The organism is Microbacterium festucae (assembly GCF_025421715.1).
Classification (GTDB): Bacteria; Actinomycetota; Actinomycetes; order Actinomycetales; family Microbacteriaceae; genus Microbacterium; species Microbacterium festucae.
The window spans coordinates 489,955-508,752 of sequence record NZ_JAOEFC010000002.1 but is presented as its reverse complement, the minus strand read 5'-3'; the positions used below and the strand labels follow the sequence as shown (position 1 = coordinate 508,752).

The window sequence follows — 18,798 nt, the reverse complement described above, 5'->3', positions numbered from 1 at the left end:
ACGCCGCGATACGCGGAGCGATTCTTCCGGTGGTGTTCATGTGCATCATTTCGGGACCTCCTTTCTCGACTTCTGACGCGATCAGTGAAACTAGCATCCCGGGCGTGTCGCGTCAAGAGCAGTCCGCGCGCGTCGCCGCGGAACCGGGCCTGCCGTCCGCTAGCGTGGTGCCACACCGACCCGCGCGGAGGCACGTCGCATGCACCTGAAGAGCGTCACGCTCAAAGGCTTCAAGTCGTTCGCGCAGCCGACGACCTTCGCCCTCGAACCCGGCGTCACCTGCATCGTCGGCCCCAACGGGTCGGGCAAGTCGAACGTGGTCGACGCGCTGGCGTGGGTGATGGGCGAGCAGGGTGCCAAGACCCTCCGCGGCGGCAAGATGGAAGACGTCATCTTCGCCGGCACCGCCACCCGCGGGCCGCTCGGCCGCGCCGAGGTGCAGTTGACGATCGACAACTCCGACGGCGCGCTGCCGATCGAGTACAGCGAGGTGACGATCAGTCGCACGCTGTTCCGCAACGGCTCCAGCGAGTACGCGATCAACGGCGAGGGATGCCGTCTGCTCGACGTGCAGGAGCTGCTCAGCGACTCCGGCCTCGGGCGCGAGATGCACGTCATCGTCGGGCAGGGGCGCCTGGACAGTGTGCTGCAGGCCAGCCCGGAAGACCGGCGCGGCTTCGTCGAGGAGGCCGCCGGCATCCTCAAGCACCGGCGTCGCAAGGAGAAGACCCTCCGCAAGCTCGAGGCGATGGAGGCGAACCTCACCCGGTTGAGCGACCTCGCCGGCGAGCTGCGCCGCCAGCTGAAGCCGCTGGGCAAGCAGGCCGAGATCGCCCGCGAGGCCGCCACGATCGCCGCCGTCGTGCGCGACGCGAAGGCGCGGCTGTACGCCGACGACCTCGTCGCCCTGCGCACTCAGCTGGCCGACCACGCCCGCGGCGAGCGGGAGCGGCACGCCGAGCGGGTCGTGCTGCAGGACCAGGCCGAGCAGTTCAAGTTGCGCATCGACGACCTCGAGTCGCGCCAGCGCTCCGAAGCGGTCGACCGCGCGCGGGCCACCGCCTTCGCGCTCGAGCAGGTGCAGGAGCGCGTGCGAGGGCTGTCGACCCTCACCACCCAGCGTCTGGCCTTCCTCGAAGACGACGGCCAGCTCGCCCTCGAGGTCGCCACCGTCAGCCAGGCCGCCATCGACGAGGCCCGCGGCGAGATCGACATGATCTCGGCGGGGCTGGGCGACGCCCAGGACGCCGCCGCCGCCGCGTCCCGCGACGTCATCCGCGCCCGCGCCGAGCTCGACGCGCTCGACGTCGACATCGCCGCCCAGAGCGCTCTGGTGTCCGAGCACGACATGCGCCTGACGTCGCTGCGCGGCGCCGCCGACGCCGCCTCGTCGCGGCTGGATGCCGTGCGTGCGGCCGTCGAACGACAGCAGCGCGCGCTGGATGCGGCTCTGCAGCGCCGCGCCGAGGCGGAGGAGGTGCTCGCCGGCGTCGATCCCGACCTCATCCCGGAGGCGTCCTCGGCCGAGCACGCCGCGGCGTACGACCGCGCGCAGCGCGACGCCGCCGACGCCGAGACCGAGGTCGGTGCACTGCGGGAGCGCCTGCACGCCGCCGAGCGCGAGGCCGAGTCGCTCACGGCGCAGACGGCGACCCTCGGCCGCGCGCTCGACGTGCGCAATGCGGCGGCCGCGTTCATCGAGCGCGGTGGCCGCGGCATCCGCGGACTCGTCGGCGACGCGGTGAAGGTGACCCCGGGGTACGAGGCGGCGGTCGCGGCCGCTCTCGGCGCCCTCGCCGAAGGCGTGCTCGTCGACGATGCCGATGCGGCCGTCGAACTGGCACTGGCTGCGGCCGGCGCCGATCTCGGCAGCGTCGACATCGCGCTGGCCGAGGGCCCGGCGTCGTCCCCCGTGGCGCGGCTCGCCGGCACCGTCCCGGCGCGCGAGGTCGTGACCGCGCCGGCCGGTGTGCTCGGCGTGCTGGCCGCGGTGCACATCGTCGACGATCTCGCCGCGGCCCGGCAGCTGCTGCCCGCGCTCGACCCCGCCGTCGTGCTCGTCACCCGCGCCGGAGAGGTCGCCACCGCCTACACGGTGCACGCCGGTTCGGGCGGCGGGCGCTCCCGACTGGAGCTGGCCGCCGAGCGCGACGCGGCTGCCCTGCGGCTGTCGGAGGTCACGGTCATCGTCGACTCGCTGCGCGAGGCCCTCGCCGAGGCGCAGAGCGGGTGGAACGACGCCCGCGCGCGCACCAAGCAGACCCTGCAGACCCTGCGCGAGCACGACGCCGCGCTGGCGGCGCACTCCGAGAAGGTCAACCGCGCCACCGTGCGCCACGAGGCCGCCCTCGCCGAGTGCGAGCGGCTCGAGGCCGGACTCACCCAGGCCCAGGCCGCCGTCGCCGACGCCGAGGCCGCCGCGCGCACCGCCGGCGACGCGCTGGAGCGCGCACAGGCCGCCCCGCGGCCGATCCTCGACGCCTCCGCCCGCGACGGGCTGCTCGACGCCCTCGAGGCCACCCGTGACGCCGAGATGCGCGCCCGCCTCGACGTGGAGACGCTCAAGGAGCGGGTGCGCGCGGGGGAGGGGCGCGTCGTGCAGCTGGAGCGCCAGCGCGAGCGCGAGCGTGCCGCCGCCGCCGAGGCCGCCCGGCGCGCCGTCATCCGCCGGGCGCAGCGGGAGCTGGCCGAAGAGGTCGCGGAGCGGCTGCCCGCCGTACTCGCCTCGGTCGACCGGTCGGTCACCCAGGCGCGCGTGGAGCTCGAGCTCGCCGAACAGGCGCGCACCGCCGTCACCGACGAGCTGGTGCAGCTGCGCGCGCAGGACGCCGCGGTGCGCGAGCGGCTGGCACGGCTGACCGAGAGCGTGCACGGTCTCGAACTGCAGATGCACGAGAAGCGCCTGCATGTGACGAGCCTGCTCGAGCGGGTCGCCAGCGAGCTGAGCCTCGACGAGAATATTCTGGTTTCGGAATACGGCCCCGACCAGCTCATCCCGAACGGCGACGACGCCGAACCGGAACCCTACGACCGCGCCGCCCAGCGCCGACGTCTGCAGGATGCCGAGCGCAAGCTCACCCAGCTCGGCCGGGTCAACCCGCTCGCTCTGGAGGAGTTCGCCGCCCTCGAACAGCGCCACGCCTTCCTCACCGAGCAGCTCGCCGACCTCACCCAGACGCGCACCGACCTGCTCACGATCATCGAAGAGCTCGACGAGCGGATGCAGACGATCTTCCTCGCCGCCTTCGAAGACACCCGTACGGCGTTCCACGAGGTGTTCCCGATCCTGTTCCCCGGCGGCACCGGGTCGATCTCGCTCACCGACCCCGAGCATCCGCTCACCACCGGCATCGAGGTGTCGGTGCGCCCGGTGGGGAAGAAGATCGAGCGGCTGTCGCTGCTGTCGGGCGGCGAGCGGTCGCTGGCGGCCGTCGCGCTGCTGACGGCCATCTTCAAGGCGCGGCCGAGCCCCTTCTACATCCTCGACGAGGTCGAGGCGGCACTCGACGACGCCAACCTCGGTCGCCTGCTGGGCGTGTTCGAGCAGCTGCGTGCGTCGAGCCAGCTCATCGTCATCACGCACCAGAAGCGCACGATGGAGATCGCCGACGCCCTCTACGGGGTCTCGATGCGCCAGGACGGCGTGTCGGCCGTCGTCGGCCAGCGCGTGCGCGAGCGCGCCGCCTCCTGACCGCCGGTAGCCTGGAGTCATGGTGGAGAAGTCCTGGTCCCTCGGTCGCGCCCTGCGCGGCATGTTCGTCAAACCCACCATCGACGAGACGACGTGGGAAGACCTCGAGACCGCGCTGCTGACGGCCGACTTCGGTCCCGACATCACCGAGCGCATCGTCGAGGAGCTGCAGGGCAAGGTGGAGCGCTACCGCACCACCGACCCGCGCGACCTGCAGCGGATGCTCAAGGAGACCCTCGAAGAGCACTTCGCGAAGTTCGACACCACCCTGCGCCTCACCGAGCGCCCCGCGGTGGTGCTGGTCGTCGGCGTCAACGGCGTGGGGAAGACCACCACCATCGGCAAGTTCGCCAAGTTCCTTCAGCGCTACGGCCGCTCGGTCGTCGTGGGCGCCGCCGACACCTTCCGCGCCGCCGCCGTCGACCAGCTGGCGACGTGGGCGGAACGGGGCGGGGCGACCATCGTGCGCCCGCAGCAGGAAGGACAGGACCCGGCCTCGGTGGCCTTCCAGACCATCGAGTACGCCAAGCAGCACGGCACCGAGATCGTGCTCGTCGACACCGCCGGGCGCCTGCACACCAAGGGCGGGCTCATGGACGAGCTCACCAAGATCCGACGCGTGATCGAGAAGCAGGCCCCCATCAGCGAGGTGCTGCTCGTGCTCGACGCCACGACCGGTCAGAACGGCGTCATGCAGGCCGAGGCGTTCCTGCAGCACGCCGGGGTGACGGGACTGGTGCTCACCAAGCTCGACGGCTCGGCCAAGGGCGGCTTCGTGCTGGCCGTGCAGGAGCGCACCGGCATCCCGGTCAAGCTGCTCGGCCAGGGCGAGGGCATCGGCGACCTCACCGGTTTCACGCCGCACGTGTTCGCCGCGGCCCTGGTCGACTGATGATCGCGTCCGCACGCGTCATGCTCACCCCCGGGGGTCGCGCACCGGCGGCCGGAATGGTTGCATAGGGCCATGGCCATCGAGCACGACTACTTCGGGGTGCTGGCGTCCGGTCCGGACGGGTCGATCTTCTGGACCGAGGTCGTCGACCTCGGCGATCAGCGTGTCACCGTCGACCTCACCGCGCCCGATCAGGACGACGTGTCCGAGGCGGCCCTCGACGTCGCGGCGGCCATGATCTCCGGCCTCGAGGCCATCGACCTGCGCGCCCGCGGCGCGATGGTCTCCGAACTCGACGACCGCACGAGCGAGGTGACCGAGTACATCCTGCAGCAGCAGGAGGTGCTCGGCGACGACCTCGAGGAGATGCTCGTCGACATCTCCGGTGACGTGCACATCGACGTCATCCGCTCGCTGGAGCTGGTCAGCGTCACGATCCTCGCCGACGAGCACGGCGGATCCGACCCGTTCGCGGTGCTCGAGTACGCCCTCGACCGCGACGCGACCGACGACGTGCTGCTCGTGAACCTCGACTCCGAGGCCGCCGTGCTGTCGGTCACCAGCGCCGAGTAGGCGCCGCTCAGACCGCCTGGGCGAAGCCCTTCTCGGCGACCTCCGCGCTCTGCGCGGCGGCGATGTGCGCCAGGTGCGGCGGGATCTCGCGCCCCTTCGACACCATCGACTGCGCCCACAGGCGCCCCGCGCGGTAGGACGAGCGCACCAGGGGGCCGGCCAGCACACCGAGGAAGCCGATGCGCTCGGCCTCCTCCTTGAACTCGACGAACTCCTGCGGCTTCACCCAGCGCGCCACGGGGAGGTGGCGCGGCGTCGGGCGCAGGTACTGGGTGATCGTGATGATGTCGGTGCCGGCGTCGTGCAGATCCTGCAGCGCCTGCACGACCTCTTCGGGCTCCTCGCCCATGCCGAGGATGAGATTCGACTTGGTGATCAGGCCCGCGCGGCGGGCCTGGGTGAGCACGTCGAGCGAGCGCTCGTAGCGGAAGGCGGGCCGGATGCGCTTGAAGATGCGCGGCACGGTCTCGACGTTGTGGGCGAACACCTCGGGCCGGGCCGCGAACACCTCGTCCAGCAGCGCCGGCTCGCCGTTGAAGTCGGTGGCCAGCAGCTCCACCCCGGTGCCCGGGTTCACGGCGTGAATCTGCCGCACCGTCTCGGCGTTCAGCCACGCACCGCCGTCGGGGAGGTCGTCGCGCGCGACACAGGTGACCGTCGCGTAACGCAGCCGCATCCGCTGCACGCTCTCGGCCACGCGCCGCGGCTCGTCGATGTCGTACGCCGCCGGCTTGCCGGTGTCGATCTGGCAGAAGTCGCAGCGCCGCGTGCACTGCGAGCCGCCGATGAGGAAGGTGGCCTCGCGGTCCTCCCAGCACTCGTAGATGTTGGGGCAGCCCGCCTCCTGGCAGACGGTGTGCAGGTCCTCGGTCTTCACGAGGGCGTGCAGCTCCTGGTACTCCGGGCCGAGCTTGGCGCGGGTCTTGATCCACTCCGGCTTGCGCTCGATCGGGGTCTGGGCGTTGCGCACCTCGAGCCGCAGCAGACGCCGCCCGTCGGGGGCTGTTGTGGGGGCGGCGGTGCCGCCGGTGCCGCAGGCGCTCACGCGGCGGCCTCGTCGGCGTAGGCGGCGCGGAAGGCGTCGGAGACGGTGGCCAGCACGTCGGCGGGGGAGACGTCGGTGACGACCACCTCGCTGATGGTCGTCACCCCGGCATCCGAGATGCCGCACGGCACGATGTTCTGGAACGGCCGCAGCGAGTTGTCGCAGTTGAGCGCGAAGCCGTGCATCGTCACCCCGCGCTGCACGCGCACGCCGATGGCGGCGATCTTGTCTTCGGACAGCGGGCGACGCACCCACACGCCGCTGCGGCCCTCGACGCGGTAGCCCTCGACCCCGAGCGTGGCCAGCGCGGCGATGAGCACCGCCTCCAGGCGGCGCACGTGCGCGACCACGTCGACCGGCTCGGGAAGGCGCATCAGGGGATACCCCACGAGCTGCCCCGGACCGTGCCAGGTGATCTTGCCGCCGCGGTCGACGTCGACCACCGGCGTGCCGTCGACGGGGCGCTCGTGGCGGGCCGTGCGCGCACCGGCCGTGTAGACCGCCTCGTGCTCGAGCAGCAGCAGCGTGTCGACGCGGGTGCCCGCGACGATCTCGGCGTGCAGCTCGCGCTGCAGCGCCCAGGCGCGGTGGTAGGGCACCAGGTCGGGCGCCAGGCCCACGGTCAAGATGTCGGGCATCGCAGTCTCCCTCACGAAGCGAGCGGTTGTTGCACTGCGTCCAACAATAGGCCTCGCTACGCTGGCGGTATGACAGCGCGGGCCGGCCGGCCGCGGGCCACCTCCCGCGAGAGCATCGCCGAGGCCGCGTGCGAGCTGTTCCTCGAGCAGGGGTACGAACACGTCGCGATCACCGACATCGCCTCGCGGGCCGGGGTGAGCCGGTCGAGCTTCTTCAACTACTTCTCGTCGAAGGCCGACATCCTGTGGGCGGGGCTCGACCTGCGCCTGGCCGCCCTCGACGACCGGCTGGGTGCGGTGACGGCGGCGGACGGGGCGGATGCCGACACCGCGGTGCGCCGCGAGATCCTGCGCCTGGCCGACGGGTTCGCGCCCGACAGCCTGGCCCTGGCCGTCGTCAACGCCGACCAGATGGGCCTTGCCGACGAGCTCGCCCGCGAGGCGGCGCAGCGCACCGCGCACATCGCCGGGGCCGCGTCGGGCGCGCTGGTGCGCTGCGGACGGGACCGTCTGGCCGCCGACATCACCGGCGCCGCGTGGGGCGGGGCCGTGCTCGCCGCGATCGACGCCTGGGCGCGCGAGGGCGCGGGCCGCGCCCCGCTGGCGCAGCACCTCGTACGCGCGGCCGAGATCGTCTCCGGCCTGACCGCCGGGCCCGGTCCGACGCGAGGGGACTGATCGGATCGCACCGGCGTGGACGGAACCGCCGCTGCCGGACACGTCAAGGGTGAGATCACCCGACGATGGAGGCATCATGATCACCGATCCGCTCGACGACATCCTGGACCGTTCCGCCCCGGCCACCCGCACGGTGCCCGGTGACGCGCTGGCGGGCATGGTCGCCGAGGCCCGCGGGCATCGCCCGCAGCGGCGACGCCGCCGGATCGCCGTCACCTCCGGTGCGCTGGCCCTCGTGCTGTGCGGCGGCGCCGGGGTCGCCGCCGCCACCGACGGCTTCACCTGGGCGCCGTGGGCACAGGACCCGCTCGGCGCCGTCGCGTTCACGATGGACACCGGCATGTCGTGCGAGCTGCGCTACACCGACTACACCGGCGGCGACGCCGTCTTCGTAAGCGAGGTCAACCGGGCGCTCGAGGCCTGGTACCGCAGCGCCGACGTGGTCGCCGCGGCCGCCGCGCTCGTGCCCGAGCACCGCGCGTTGTTCCAGGCGCAGGCCGCCGCCGCCCCGCTCGACCCCGGCGCCGACCTGTCACTGCTCGCACCGGAAGACCGCCCCGCCGAGATCGCCCACCGCGCCTGGGCGCTGGAGTGGAGCGCGTGGGACGCGGCCGTCGCCGACGCCGAGCAGGTGGCACTGGACGCCGCCGGGCTCGACGTGTCCGACGCGCGGATGGCCGGCAGCGAGCGGTCCGGACAGATCCAATGCCGTGACGCGCACGGCGACACCTCCCGCGCGGGCGCCGGATCGTGACCCGGCGCGACGCCCTGCTCACGACCGCCCTGACCGCGTCGTCGGCCGATCTGCTCGCCTACCTGCAGCGCCGGGCGGGACTGGACGATGCCCCCGGCCTCCTCGGGGAGACCATGGTCGTCGCCTGGCGGCGGGTCGCCGAGCTGCCCGCCGACCCGGAGCGCGCGCGGATGTGGCTGTTCGGCATCGCGCGCGGCACGCTGCGCAACCACGTGCGCGGTCAGAGCCGACGCTGGGCGCTGGCCGACCGCATCCGGCTCGACGGGCCGCAGCCGGTCGCGCCGCCGGCCGACGAGGGGAGCGAGGTGCGCGACGCCATCGCCCGTCTCGACCCCGATCTGGCCGAACTCGTGCAGCTGGTGCACTGGGAGCGGATGACGATCGTCGAGGCCGCCGAACTGCTCGGCATCCCCGATTCGACCGCGCGATCGCGCTACGCCCGGGCCAAGGAGGCGCTGCGGGTCGCCCTCGCCGTGCCGACGCCCACCTGAGCGGGCGGAGAAGGGCGCGCGGCTCGCGTAAACTTGGCGGATCATGGCGACTTTCGGCACTCTCTCCGACCGGCTCACCGAGACCTTCCGCAACCTCCGCACCAAGGGCAAGCTCACGCCCGCCGATATCGACGGCACGGTGCGCGAGATCCGGCGGGCTCTCCTCGAGGCCGACGTGGCGCTCCCGGTCGTCAAGGAGTTCACCGCGAAGGTGCGCGAGCGCGCACTCGGCGACGAGGTGAACCGCGCCCTCAACCCGGCCCAGCAGGTCGTGCAGATCGTCAACGAGGAGCTCGTCGCGATCCTCGGCGGCCAGCAGCGCCGGCTGCAGTTCGCCAAGAACCCCCCGACGGTGATCATGCTCGCCGGCCTCCAGGGCTCGGGCAAGACGACCTTCGCCGGCAAGCTCGCCAAGCAGCTCGAGAAGGACGGCCACACCCCGCTGCTGGTCGCCTGCGACCTGCAGCGCCCCAATGCCGTCAACCAGCTGCAGGTCGTCGCGACGCAGGCCGGTGCCGCCATCTACGCGCCCGAGCCCGGCAACGGCGTCGGCGACCCGGTGCGGGTCGCCCGCGACGGCGTCGAGCACGCGCGCCGCCAGCAGCACGACGTCGTCATCATCGACACCGCCGGCCGCCTCGGCGTGGACGCCGAGCTCATGAAGCAGGCCTCCGACATCCGCCGGGCCACCGACCCCGACGAGGTGCTGTTCGTCATCGACGCGATGAGCGGCCAGGATGCCGTCAACACCGCCAAGGCCTTCCAGGAGGGCGTCGACTTCACCGGTGTCGTGCTCTCCAAGCTCGACGGCGACTCGAAGGGCGGCGCGGCGCTGTCGGTGACCAGCATCACCGAGCGCCCCATCATCTTCGCGTCCACGGGCGAGGGACTGGACGACCTCGAGGTCTTCCACCCCGACCGCATGGCCAGCCGCATCCTCGACCTCGGCGACATCCTCACCCTCATCGAGCAGGCCCAGCAGGCCTTCGACGAGGAAGAGGCGATGAAGGTCGCCGAGAAGCTCGCCAAGGAGCAGTTCACCCTCGAAGACTTCCTCGACCAGCTTCAGCAGATGAAGAAGATGGGGTCGATGAAGAAGATGCTCGGGATGCTCCCGGGCATGGGGCAGATGAAGCAGCAGCTCGACGACTTCGACGAGCGCGAGATCGACCGCACCGAAGCGATCATCCGATCGATGACGCCGGGGGAGCGCCGCAACCCCAAGGTGCTCAACGGCTCGCGGCGCCTGCGCATCGCCCGCGGCTCGGGCATGACCGTCACCGACGTCAACCAGCTCGTGCAGCGCTTCGAGCAGGCCGCCAAGATGATGAAGACCGTCGCCCGCGGCGGCGTGCCCAACATCCCCGGCATGGGGCCCATGGGCGGCAAGCCCGGCGCGTCGAGCAAGCGCGGCGGCAAGCAGAAGGCCAAGTCCGGCTCGCGGTCGGGCAACCCCGCCAAGCGCGCCGCCGAGAACGCGGGGATCGCCACGGCCCCCGCAGCCCCGACCGGCTCGGGCTTCGGCCTCGGCGCCGGTGCGGGCGCACCGAGCGAGGCCGACCTCGCCGAGATCCAGAAGCTCTTCGGCAAGGGCTGATCCGCCCCGCCTCCGGCTCAGACCGCCGCAGGGTTGCTCAGGGCGGCTCAGGGCGCGAGGTCGAGGGTGCGCGCCGGTCCGGTGCGGAACTCGCGCAGCAGGTGATGCACCACCGCGTGCAGATCGCCCTCCGCGGCGTCGGCGACGGCCAGCTGGCGCGCGTAGGAGGCGCCGCCGGCGAGGATCGTCTCGATGCCGGCGAACTCTCGCACGCAGTGCAGGTCCTCCGCGATGGGGGCCAGCACCTCGAGCATCTCGCGCAGGTGCTCGGTGACCAGGCGCTGCGTGCCCTTGTCGTCGACGATCACCCGCGCCTGCAGGCCGTAGCGGGCGGCGCGCCACTTGTTCTCGCGCACGAACCAGGGCTGCACACTGGGAAGCTGCCGCCCCTCGTCCAGCTCCCGCGAGAAGTACTCCACGAGGGTCTGCACGAGCGCCGCGATCGCTGCCAGCTCGGTGATCGTCGACATCCCGTCGCACGCGCGCACCTCGATGGTGCCCCAGCGCGGCGCGGGGCGGATGTCCCAGCGCACCTCGCTCGCGTCCTCCATGACGCCGGTGCGCACCATGTCGTCGAGGTACCCCTCGAACTGGGCCCAGTCGGTCAGCGGCCACGGCAGGCCCGCGGTGGGCAGCTGCTGGAAGACGAGGGCCCGGTTGGAGGCGTACCCGGTGCGCTCACCGGCCCAGAACGGGCTGGAGGCGGAGAGGGCCTGCAGATGCGGCAGGTAGATCGCCAGGGCGTTGATGATGGGGAAGACCTTGTTGACGTCGTCGACGCCGACATGCACGTGGATGCCCCAGATCATCATGTTGCGCCCCCACCACTGGGTGCGCTCGATGAGCTTGTGGTAGCGGGTCTTGTCGGTGACCTGCTGGTCGTACCACTGGGCGAACGGGTGGCTGCCCGCGCACAGCAGGCCGATGCCGCGGGGGTCGGAGAGCTCGCGCAGCTGGGCGATCGCGTCGGCGATGTCGTCGACGGCGGCCCCGACGGTGTCGCCGATGCCGCTGGTGACCTCGATGGTGTTGGTCAGCAGCTCGCCGGTGATCGTGTGCCGTTCGTGGTCGGCGTCGGAGCCGAGGGCCTCGAGCAGTTCGGGGGCGCGGGGGGCCAGGTCGCCGGTCTCTTCGTCGGCGAGCATGAGCTCCCACTCCAGACCCACGGACGAACGGGCGGATGTCGCGAAGGGCACCGTCATGGGCACAGTCTGACACGGCGCGCGCGCCCGGTTCGCGAGGGCGGTCACGATCTGGCAGAATTGATGGTTGGACCGCTGCGCTCGACCCTCTATCCGGCGCGGCACCCACCATCAGAGCTTCCGCCGGGTGTGCACCCCACGCTCCAGGCGACGTTCATCACTTCATTCACACCATTCAGGAGAATTGTGGCTGTCAAGATCCGTCTCAAGCGCCTCGGCAAGATCCGCGCGCCCTACTACCGCATCGTCGTCGCCGACTCGCGCACCAAGCGCGACGGTCGCGTCATCGAGGAGATCGGCAAGTACCACCCGACCGAGGAGCCCTCGTTCATCGAGGTCGACTCCGAGCGCGCGCAGTACTGGCTCTCCGTCGGCGCGCAGCCGACCGAGCAGGTCACCGCGATCCTCAAGCTCACCGGCGACTGGGGCACCTTCAAGGGCGACAAGAACGCCGTCTCGACCGTGAAGACCCGCGAGGCCAAGGCCGAGTTCGTCGCGCCGGCCGACAAGAAGTCGGTCGTCCAGCCCAAGGCGGAGAAGAAGGCTGAAGAGCCCGCCGCCGCTGCCGAGACCGAGGCTCCCGAGGCCGACGCCGTCGAGGCCGAGTAAGACCGTGCTTGCCGCTGCGCTCGAGCACGTCGTCAAGGGGATCGTCGATCACCCCGACGACGTCGTCATCCGTTCCTCCACGTCGCCTCGCGGTGACGTCCTCGAGGTGCGCGTGCACCCCGAGGATCGGGGACGTGTGATCGGGCGCGGCGGCCGCACGGCTCGGGCCCTGCGCACCGTCGTGACCGCCCTCGCCGACGGCCGCCGCGTGCGCGTCGACGTCGCGGACGACTGATGGCAGGCTCCGCCGCCGCCCGTGCGCAGCTGCGCGTCGGGCGTCTCGTCAAAGCGCACGGCCTCAAGGGCGCGCTGAAGCTCGAGCTGTACACCGATGACCCCGACGGCCGGTTCACCCCGGGTGCCGTGTTCACGTTGCAGGTGCCCGAGGCATCTCCGTGGCACGGCAAGACCGTCACCGTGCGCGATTTCCGCTGGATGAACTCGCATCCGGTCGTCTTCCTGCAGGACATCGACGACCGCGAGGCCGCCGAGGGTCTGGTGCGGGCGATCCTGTGGATCGACCAGGACGAGACCGACGCTCCCGAAGACGACGCCTGGTACGACCACCAGCTGGTCGGACTCGACGTGGTGCGCGGCGGCGATGTGGTCGGCCGTGTCGCCCGCGTGGACCACCTGCCCTCGCAGGACCTGCTGATCGTGCGCCTCGCCGGCACCGACGACGAGGTGCTGGTCCCCTTCGTGAAGGCGATCGTGCCCGAGGTCGACGTGGCCGCCGGCCGTGTCGTGGTCACCCCGCCCGCCGGCCTGTTCGAGGCGCTGCCCGATGACAGCGCAGACGAGGCCGACGCGGCACCGGCGCACGAGTCCGCCGACGAGGACGCCGCGTCCTGACGCCCCCTCACACCCGACGCGGCGGCGCCGTGAATGCGGTGTGATCCCCCGGTAACACGCCGGGAGCGACCGCGGAACATCGGTCGGCGATCATCGGGACATGGGTCCGATCGTCGAAGCACGCGCAGAGCGCACCGTCGTGGGCACCACGACCACGCGCACGGTGTGCTCGTACTGCGGCGTGGGCTGCGGCATCTCGGTGACCTCCGACGCCGACGGCGCGCTCGCCAAGGCGACCGGCGACCGCGCGCACCCCACCAACGCCGGCCGGCTGTGCACGAAGGGCGCCACCCACGTCGAGCTGATGGCCGCGCCGGGGCGCATGACCACCGCGCTGCGCCGCCCGGCGCGCGGCGAGGCCGCCGTCCCGGTCGCCCTCGACGCCGCCATCGCCGAGGCGGGCGCGCGACTGCGCGCCCTGGTCGACGAGCACGGTCCGGATGCCGTCGCGCTCTACGTGTCGGGACAGATGTCCATCGAAGCGCAGTACCTGTCGAACAAGCTCGTGAAGGGCTATCTGCGGGGCAAGCACATCGAGTCGAACTCGCGGCTGTGCATGGCCTCGGCGGGCACGGGCTACAAGCAGTCGCTCGGCGCCGACGGTCCGCCAGGATCCTACGAGGACTTCGAGCGGACCGACCTGTTCTTCGTGATCGGCTCGAACACCGCCGACTGCCACCCCATCCTGTTCCTGCGGATGGCCGACCGTCTCAAGCAGGGCGCGCGGCTCATCGTCGTCGACCCGCGGCGCACCGCGACCGCCGAGCGCGCCGACCTGTTTCTGCAGATCCGGCCCGGCACCGACCTCGCCCTCCTCAACGGGCTGCTGCACGTGCTCGTGGCGGCCGGGGCGATCGACGACGCGTTCATCGCCGCCCACACCGACGGCTGGGAGGCGATGCCGGCCTTCCTCGCCGACTATCCGCCGCACCGCGTGGCCCAGATCACCGGCATCGCCGAGGAGGACATCCGCACCGCTGCGCGGTGGATCGCCGAGGCCGGCGAGTGGATGACGCTGTGGACGATGGGCCTCAACCAGTCCACGCAGGGCACCTGGAACACCAACGCGATCTGCAACCTGCACTTGGCCACCGGCGCGATCTGCCGCCCCGGGAGCGGGCCCTTCTCGCTCACCGGGCAGCCCAACGCGATGGGCGGGCGCGAGATGGGCTACATGGGCCCGGGCCTGCCGGGACAGCGCTCGGTGTTCGTCCCCGACGATCGAGCCGTCGCCGAGACGCTGTGGGGGCTGGCGCCGGGCAGCATCCGCGCCGAGGGCGGCACCGGCACCATCGACATGTACCGGGCCATGGCCGACGGCGAGATCAAGGCGGCCTGGATCATCTGCACCAACCCGGTGGCCTCGGTCGCCAACCGTCGCGAGGTGATCGCGGCACTCGAGCGCGCCGAGCTCGTCATCACGCAGGACGTCTACACCGACACGGCGACCAACGCCTACGCCGACATCATGCTGCCGGCGACGCTGTGGGTGGAGGCGGAGGGTGTGATGGTCGGCAGCGACCGCACCATGACCCTCGTGCCCCGCATCGCGACGGCCCCGGGGGAGGCCGCCCCCGATTGGTGGCTCATCTGCCGCATGGCGCAGGCCATGGGCTTCGACGAGGGGTTCGACTTCCCCGACGCGGCGGCGGTGTTCGACGAACTGCGCCGGTTCTGGAACCCGGCGACGGGCTGGGATGTGCGCGGCGTCAGCCACGAGCGGCTGCGCGGCGGCCCCGTGCAGTGGCCGGCCCCGGCCGGCGACACCGAGCCGCGCCACCCCATCCGCTACCTCAACGACGGCGTCAGCCAGAGCCTGCACATCGACCCCGACGGCACGACACCGCGGCTGGCGTTCCCCACGCCCACGCGGCGCGCGCAGTTCCTTCCCCGTCCGCACGGCGGTCCCGCCGAGAGCCCCGACGACGACTACCCGCTCGTGCTGACCACCGGGCGGCTGCCGCACCAGTGGCACACGATGACCAAGACCGGGCGCATCGACAAGCTGCTGCGGCTGAGCGGAGGTCCGTTCGTCGAGGTGAACACCGAGGATGCGGTGGCGCTGAGCATCGACGACGGCGATCTCGTGGAGGTCGCCTCCCGGCGCGGCCGCCTCGTCGTGCCGGCGGCGGTGACCGACCGGATGGCCGCGGGCACCCTGTTCGCGCCGTTCCACTGGAACGACGAGCACGGCGAGTACGTCACGGTCAACGCGGTCACCAGCGACGCCGTCGACCCGGCGTCGCTGCAGCCCGAGTTCAAGTTCGCGGCGGTGTCGCTGCGGCGGATCGGCCCGGCGCCCGCCGCCACGGCCACCGCAGCGGATGCCGACGGCACGACCCCCCTCGGTGCGACCGCGCTGACGGCCGGGGCCCTCACCGGCGACGCGCTCCGGCGGGCCCTGGGTGCAGCCGGCGCCCCCGAGCTCGACGACACGGAGTCCGCCTTCCTCGCGGGCATCGCCGCCGCCCTCGACGCGGCACCGCCGGCGGCGGGCACGGTGCCGGTGCTGCCGCCGGGCGCACCGCTGCGCGCGGTGGTGCGCGGCTGGTTCGACGGCGTGCTCGCGGGGCTCGCCGCACGGGCCGCCGAGGCCCCCGGCGGCTCTCCGATCACGGTGCTGTGGGGGTCGCAGACGGGCACCGCCGAAGAGCTCGCCGAACTCACCGCCGCCACCCTCACCGCCCGTGGCCTGCCCGCGCGCACGCGCAGCATGGCCACCACGGCCGCCGCCGACCTCCCGGCCCTGGAACGCGTGCTGGTCATCACCTCCACCTTCGGCGACGGGGGACCGCCCGACAACGCGGCCGATCTGTGGGAGCAGCTGCGCGGCGATGAGGCGCCGCACCTGGCGGGCCTCACCTTCGCCGTCTTCGCCATCGGCGACCCGAGCTACGACGACTTCTGCGGCCACGGCCGCGGCATCCACGAGCGTCTGCACGCGCTCGGCGCCACCGTGCTGCTGCCGCGGGTGGACTGCGAGCCCGACTACGACGCACCGGCGGCCGCGTGGATCGACGCCGTCACGGCGGCGCTGTCACCGGCCGGGTCGGCCCCGACGGCCGCTGCGGCGCCGGCTGCCACCAAGCGGCTCTTCACCCGCGGCAACCCGGTGCTGGCGCCGCTGGTGACCGACGAACTGCTGTCGGGGCCGGGATCGGCCAAGGAGGTGCGCCGCTTCGGCTTCGACCTCACCGACACCGCCGCCCGCTATGAGGCGGGCGACTCGCTGGGAGTCGTGTGCGTGAACCGGGCGCCGCTGGTGGCCGAGTGGCTCGCCCTCACGGGGCTGTCGGCCCGTGCCGTGGTCGAGCTCGACGGCCAGGAGCGCTACCTGGGCGACGCGCTGCGCCGCAAGCTCGACATCACCCGGGTGACGCCCGCGCTGCTGGCCTTCCTCGCCGAGCGCAACCCCGACCCCGAGCTGCACGCGTTGCTGCGGCGCGATGCCGCCCAGCGCCTCGCGCAGTACCTGTGGGGCATGCAGGCCGTCGACCTGCTGCAGCGCTTCCCGGTGCGCGCCACCGCCGCCGAGTGGATCGGCGTGCTCGGGCGCCTGCAGCCGCGGCAGTACTCGATCTCGTCGAGTCCGAAGACCTCGCCCGACGAGGTGCAGCTGACCGTCTCGGTGGTGCGCTTCGACGGCGAGGGCGGCGCCCGCCGCGGCGGGGTGGGGTCCACCTTCCTCGCCGATGCGCTGGCACACCCGACGGGCATGCCGACCCGCGAGGTCGCCGAGGCCTCGGCGGCGCCGATCTTCCTGCAGCGCTCTGCCCATTTCCGGCCGCCGCGCGACCCCGCCGCGCCGATGATCATGATCGGTCCCGGCACCGGCATCGCCCCGTTCCGCGCGTTCCTCCACGACCGCCGCGCCGACGGCCACACCGGCGCCAACTGGCTCTTCTTCGGCGAACAGCACGAGGCCACCGACTTCTACTACCGTGACGAGCTGCTCGGTATGCGCGACGACGGCTTCCTCACCCGACTCGACCTCGCCTTCTCGCGCGACCAGCGCGCCAAGATCTACGTGCAGGACCGCATGGTCGAGCACGGCGCGGTGCTCTGGCAATGGCTCGAGCGCGGCGCGCACCTGTACGTGTGCGGCGACGCCGGCCGCATGGCATCCGACGTCGACGCCACCCTGGTGGCCGTGGTGCGCCAGCACGGCGGCATGGGCGAGGAGGCCGCGCTGGAGTACAAGCGGATGCTGGCCCAGGAGGGCCGCTACGTCCGCGACGTCTACTGACGCGCCGGGCACCGCCCGCCCTCACCATCCCCGCGACGCAGCCGCGCACGACGACGGGGCCGCTCCCCGGGTGAAGCGGCCCCGTCGTGGGGTGCGGATGCCGTCAGATGCGGTGCCCGGCCAGCGAGGGACGCGGCACGATGTAGACCACCGCGGTGATCACCAGCAGCACCGCGTAGGCGGCGACGAACCCGTAGAAGGCGGCCGTGTAGGCGCCGGTGGCCAGCTGCGAGGCGTTGAGCACCTGCGGGATGAGGAAGCCGCCGTAGGCGCCGATGGCCGAGATGATGCCCAGGGCCGCGGCGGACTTGCGCTGCATCCGGGCCGCCGCCGGCGTGCCCGCCTCGATGCCCTGGGCCGCCGCCCGCGCCGCGAAGATGCTCGGGATCATGCGGTAGGTCGCGCCGTTGCCGAAGCCGGTCGCGGTGAACAGCACCAGGAAGCAGGCCAGGAACACCCAGAAGTTCTGCAGGGGGAGGGTCCAGATCAGTGCGAGCGCGCCCAGCGCCATCACCGCGAAAGCCATCACGGTCATGCGGGCCCCGCCGATGCGGTCGGCCATCCGGCCGCCGTAGGGTCGGGCGAGCGATCCCAGCAGCGCCCCCAGGAAGGCGAGGGTGATCGCGGCCTGGCCGACCTGGAAGGTGGCGAACTCGGGGAACTGGTCGGCGATGAGCTTGGGGAACACGCTCGCGAAGCCGATGAACGAGCCGAACGTGCCGATGTAGAGCAGTGCCATCAGCCACAGGTGCGGCTCGCGCAGCGCCGCCGCCGAGCCGGCGAAGTCGGCCTTGGCCGACGACAGGTTGTCCATGTAGCGCCACGCGCCCCACATGGCGAGCAGGATCAGCGGGATCCACATCCAGCCGGCGAGGGCGATGTTGTGGGTCGCCCCGGCGCCGATGGTGACCGCCAGCGGCACCGCGAGCTGGGCGACGGCGGTGCCCAGGTTCCCGCCGGCGGCGTTGAGCCCGAGCGCCCACCCCTTCTCCTTCTGCGGGAAGAAGTAGGTGATGTTGGCCATGGAGCTCGCGAAGTTGCCGCCACCCACACCGCCCAGCGCCGCGATGAGCAGGAGCACGCCGAACGGGGTCTCGGGGTTCTGCACCGCGAAGCCGAGGAGCGTGGTCGGGATCAGCAGCAGCGCGGCCGAGATGATCGTCCAGTTGCGACCGCCGACGAGGGCGACCATGAACGTGTAGGGGAAGCGCAGCGTGGCGCCCACGAGGCTCGGCAGCGAGATGAGCCAGAACGACTCCGAGCTCGACAGGGTGAAGCCGGCGCCCGGCAGCATCACGACCACGATGCTCCACAGCTGCCAGACGATGAAGCCGAGGAACTCGGCGAAGATCGACCACCCGAGGTTGCGCCGGGCGACCGGACGCCCCTCGCCGGCCCAGAAGGCCGGGTCTTCGGCGTTCCAGCCGTCGATCCACCGGCCGGGACGACGGGTGAGCACGGTGGACGACGACGGCGGGGGCGCGATGCCGGTCGCGGGCGGGGTGAGTTCGGTGGTCATGACGCCTCCCG

15 protein-coding genes are annotated in these 18,798 nt (G+C 72.3%); 11 read left to right on the top strand and 4 right to left on the bottom strand.

Annotated features, from left to right (window positions below; all coding sequences use genetic code 11):
- Positions 1-199: 199 nt before the first annotated feature.
- From smc to N3K63_RS08530, 3 genes are all read left to right on the top strand, one after another.
- Complete coding sequence (smc, locus tag N3K63_RS08540) at positions 200-3,691, top strand: chromosome segregation protein SMC (RefSeq protein ID WP_261579728.1); 3,492 nt, start codon at positions 200-202, stop codon at positions 3,689-3,691.
- 19 nt (positions 3,692-3,710) lie between these two features.
- Positions 3,711-4,583 (top strand): signal recognition particle-docking protein FtsY, encoded by an 873-nt coding sequence (gene ftsY, locus N3K63_RS08535; RefSeq protein ID WP_261579727.1) that lies wholly within the window; start codon positions 3,711-3,713, stop codon positions 4,581-4,583.
- Positions 4,584-4,655: 72 nt separating this feature from the next.
- A complete protein-coding gene (locus tag N3K63_RS08530; RefSeq protein WP_261579726.1) occupies positions 4,656-5,156 on the top strand; it encodes a DUF2004 domain-containing protein in 501 nt (166 codons plus the stop codon).
- 7 nt (positions 5,157-5,163) lie between these two features.
- On the opposite strand, the gene lipA is transcribed toward N3K63_RS08530, so the two are convergent.
- Positions 5,164-6,201, bottom strand: coding sequence for a lipoyl synthase (lipA, locus tag N3K63_RS08525; RefSeq protein ID WP_261579725.1), 1,038 nt, complete (start codon positions 6,199-6,201; stop codon positions 5,164-5,166).
- Entirely contained in the window at positions 6,198-6,839 is a 642-nt protein-coding gene (gene lipB, locus N3K63_RS08520; protein ID WP_261579724.1) for a lipoyl(octanoyl) transferase LipB, read from the bottom strand. The genes lipA and lipB overlap by 4 nt, the downstream gene beginning before the upstream one ends.
- Before the next feature lie 69 nt (positions 6,840-6,908).
- On the opposite strand from lipB, the gene N3K63_RS08515 reads away from it, so the two are divergent.
- The 4 genes from N3K63_RS08515 (at position 6,909) to ffh (ending at position 10,359) form a co-directional block, all read left to right on the top strand.
- Entirely contained in the window at positions 6,909-7,517 is a 609-nt protein-coding gene (locus tag N3K63_RS08515) for a TetR/AcrR family transcriptional regulator (protein WP_261579723.1), read from the top strand.
- Positions 7,518-7,593: 76 nt separating this feature from the next.
- The gene (locus N3K63_RS08510) at positions 7,594-8,271 is read left to right on the top strand and encodes a hypothetical protein (protein ID WP_261579722.1); all 678 of its coding nucleotides are present in this window, start codon (positions 7,594-7,596) and stop codon (positions 8,269-8,271) included.
- Positions 8,268-8,762: an RNA polymerase sigma factor gene (locus N3K63_RS08505; protein ID WP_261579721.1), complete on the top strand. Its 495-nt coding sequence runs from the start codon at positions 8,268-8,270 to the stop codon at positions 8,760-8,762. The genes N3K63_RS08510 and N3K63_RS08505 overlap by 4 nt, the downstream gene beginning before the upstream one ends.
- 43 nt (positions 8,763-8,805) lie before the next feature.
- On the top strand, positions 8,806-10,359 hold the full coding sequence (gene ffh, locus N3K63_RS08500; RefSeq protein ID WP_261579720.1) for a signal recognition particle protein: 1,554 nt from the start codon (positions 8,806-8,808) through the stop codon (positions 10,357-10,359).
- 47 nt (positions 10,360-10,406) lie between these two features.
- Here the strand turns inward: ffh and N3K63_RS08495 are convergent, their stop codons facing one another.
- Positions 10,407-11,561: a glutamate--cysteine ligase gene (locus N3K63_RS08495; RefSeq protein WP_261579719.1), complete on the bottom strand. Its 1,155-nt coding sequence runs from the start codon at positions 11,559-11,561 to the stop codon at positions 10,407-10,409.
- A gap of 186 nt (positions 11,562-11,747) precedes the next feature.
- Between N3K63_RS08495 and rpsP the strand changes: the two genes are divergently transcribed.
- The 4 genes from rpsP (at position 11,748) to N3K63_RS08475 (ending at position 17,268) form a co-directional block, all read left to right on the top strand.
- The gene (gene rpsP, locus N3K63_RS08490) at positions 11,748-12,170 is read left to right on the top strand and encodes a 30S ribosomal protein S16 (RefSeq protein ID WP_261579718.1); all 423 of its coding nucleotides are present in this window, start codon (positions 11,748-11,750) and stop codon (positions 12,168-12,170) included.
- A gap of 4 nt (positions 12,171-12,174) precedes the next feature.
- Entirely contained in the window at positions 12,175-12,405 is a 231-nt protein-coding gene (locus N3K63_RS08485; protein WP_121058496.1) for an RNA-binding protein, read from the top strand.
- Positions 12,405-13,022, top strand: a complete 618-nt coding sequence (gene rimM / locus N3K63_RS08480) for a ribosome maturation factor RimM (protein WP_261579717.1) — start codon at positions 12,405-12,407, stop codon at positions 13,020-13,022. The genes N3K63_RS08485 and rimM overlap by 1 nt, the downstream gene beginning before the upstream one ends.
- Positions 13,023-13,122: 100 nt before the next feature.
- Positions 13,123-17,268 (top strand): bifunctional nitrate reductase/sulfite reductase flavoprotein subunit alpha, encoded by a 4,146-nt coding sequence (locus N3K63_RS08475; protein ID WP_261579716.1) that lies wholly within the window; start codon positions 13,123-13,125, stop codon positions 17,266-17,268.
- A 103-nt stretch (positions 17,269-17,371) separates the two neighbouring features.
- Here the strand turns inward: N3K63_RS08475 and N3K63_RS08470 are convergent, their stop codons facing one another.
- The gene (locus tag N3K63_RS08470; protein ID WP_261579715.1) at positions 17,372-18,787 is read right to left on the bottom strand and encodes an MFS transporter; all 1,416 of its coding nucleotides are present in this window, start codon (positions 18,785-18,787) and stop codon (positions 17,372-17,374) included.
- Positions 18,788-18,798 lie beyond the last annotated feature (11 nt).